This window comes from Streptococcus sp. KR (assembly GCF_002238115.1).
Lineage (GTDB): Bacteria > Bacillota > Bacilli > Lactobacillales > Streptococcaceae > Streptococcus.
The window spans coordinates 1-288 of record NZ_NGVM01000243.1 but is presented as its reverse complement, the minus strand read 5'-3'; the positions used below and the strand labels follow the sequence as shown (position 1 = coordinate 288).

Below are 288 nucleotides of genomic sequence, written 5' to 3'. Positions count from 1 at the left end.
TTTCTACGCAAGAAGTTATTTCAAGCAACGATATTACTGGAACTTTGCAAAAGATGTTCTTTGAAGATTTAAAGCCACAAGACCAGAAGAATGCGACTATCCTATTAAGCCAAACCGCTAATTATTTGCTTCAAACCCAAAAAGACGCCAATGGAAGTTTTTACATGGATCCTAATATTGCCAATGTTGCGAGTGCACAATTCAATGGCCGTCCAATTGTAGTTGTAAATGACCAAGCCTTTGGGTCAGACCAAGCTGGAAAAGCCAATGCAATCGTGGGGGACCTTT

At 40.3% G+C, this 288-nt stretch carries 1 protein-coding gene; it reads left to right on the top strand.

Annotated elements, in window-relative coordinates; all coding sequences use genetic code 11:
• A partial coding sequence (locus tag CBI42_RS11785) for a phage major capsid protein (protein ID WP_094753994.1) occupies positions 1-288 on the top strand: 288 nt, incomplete at both ends.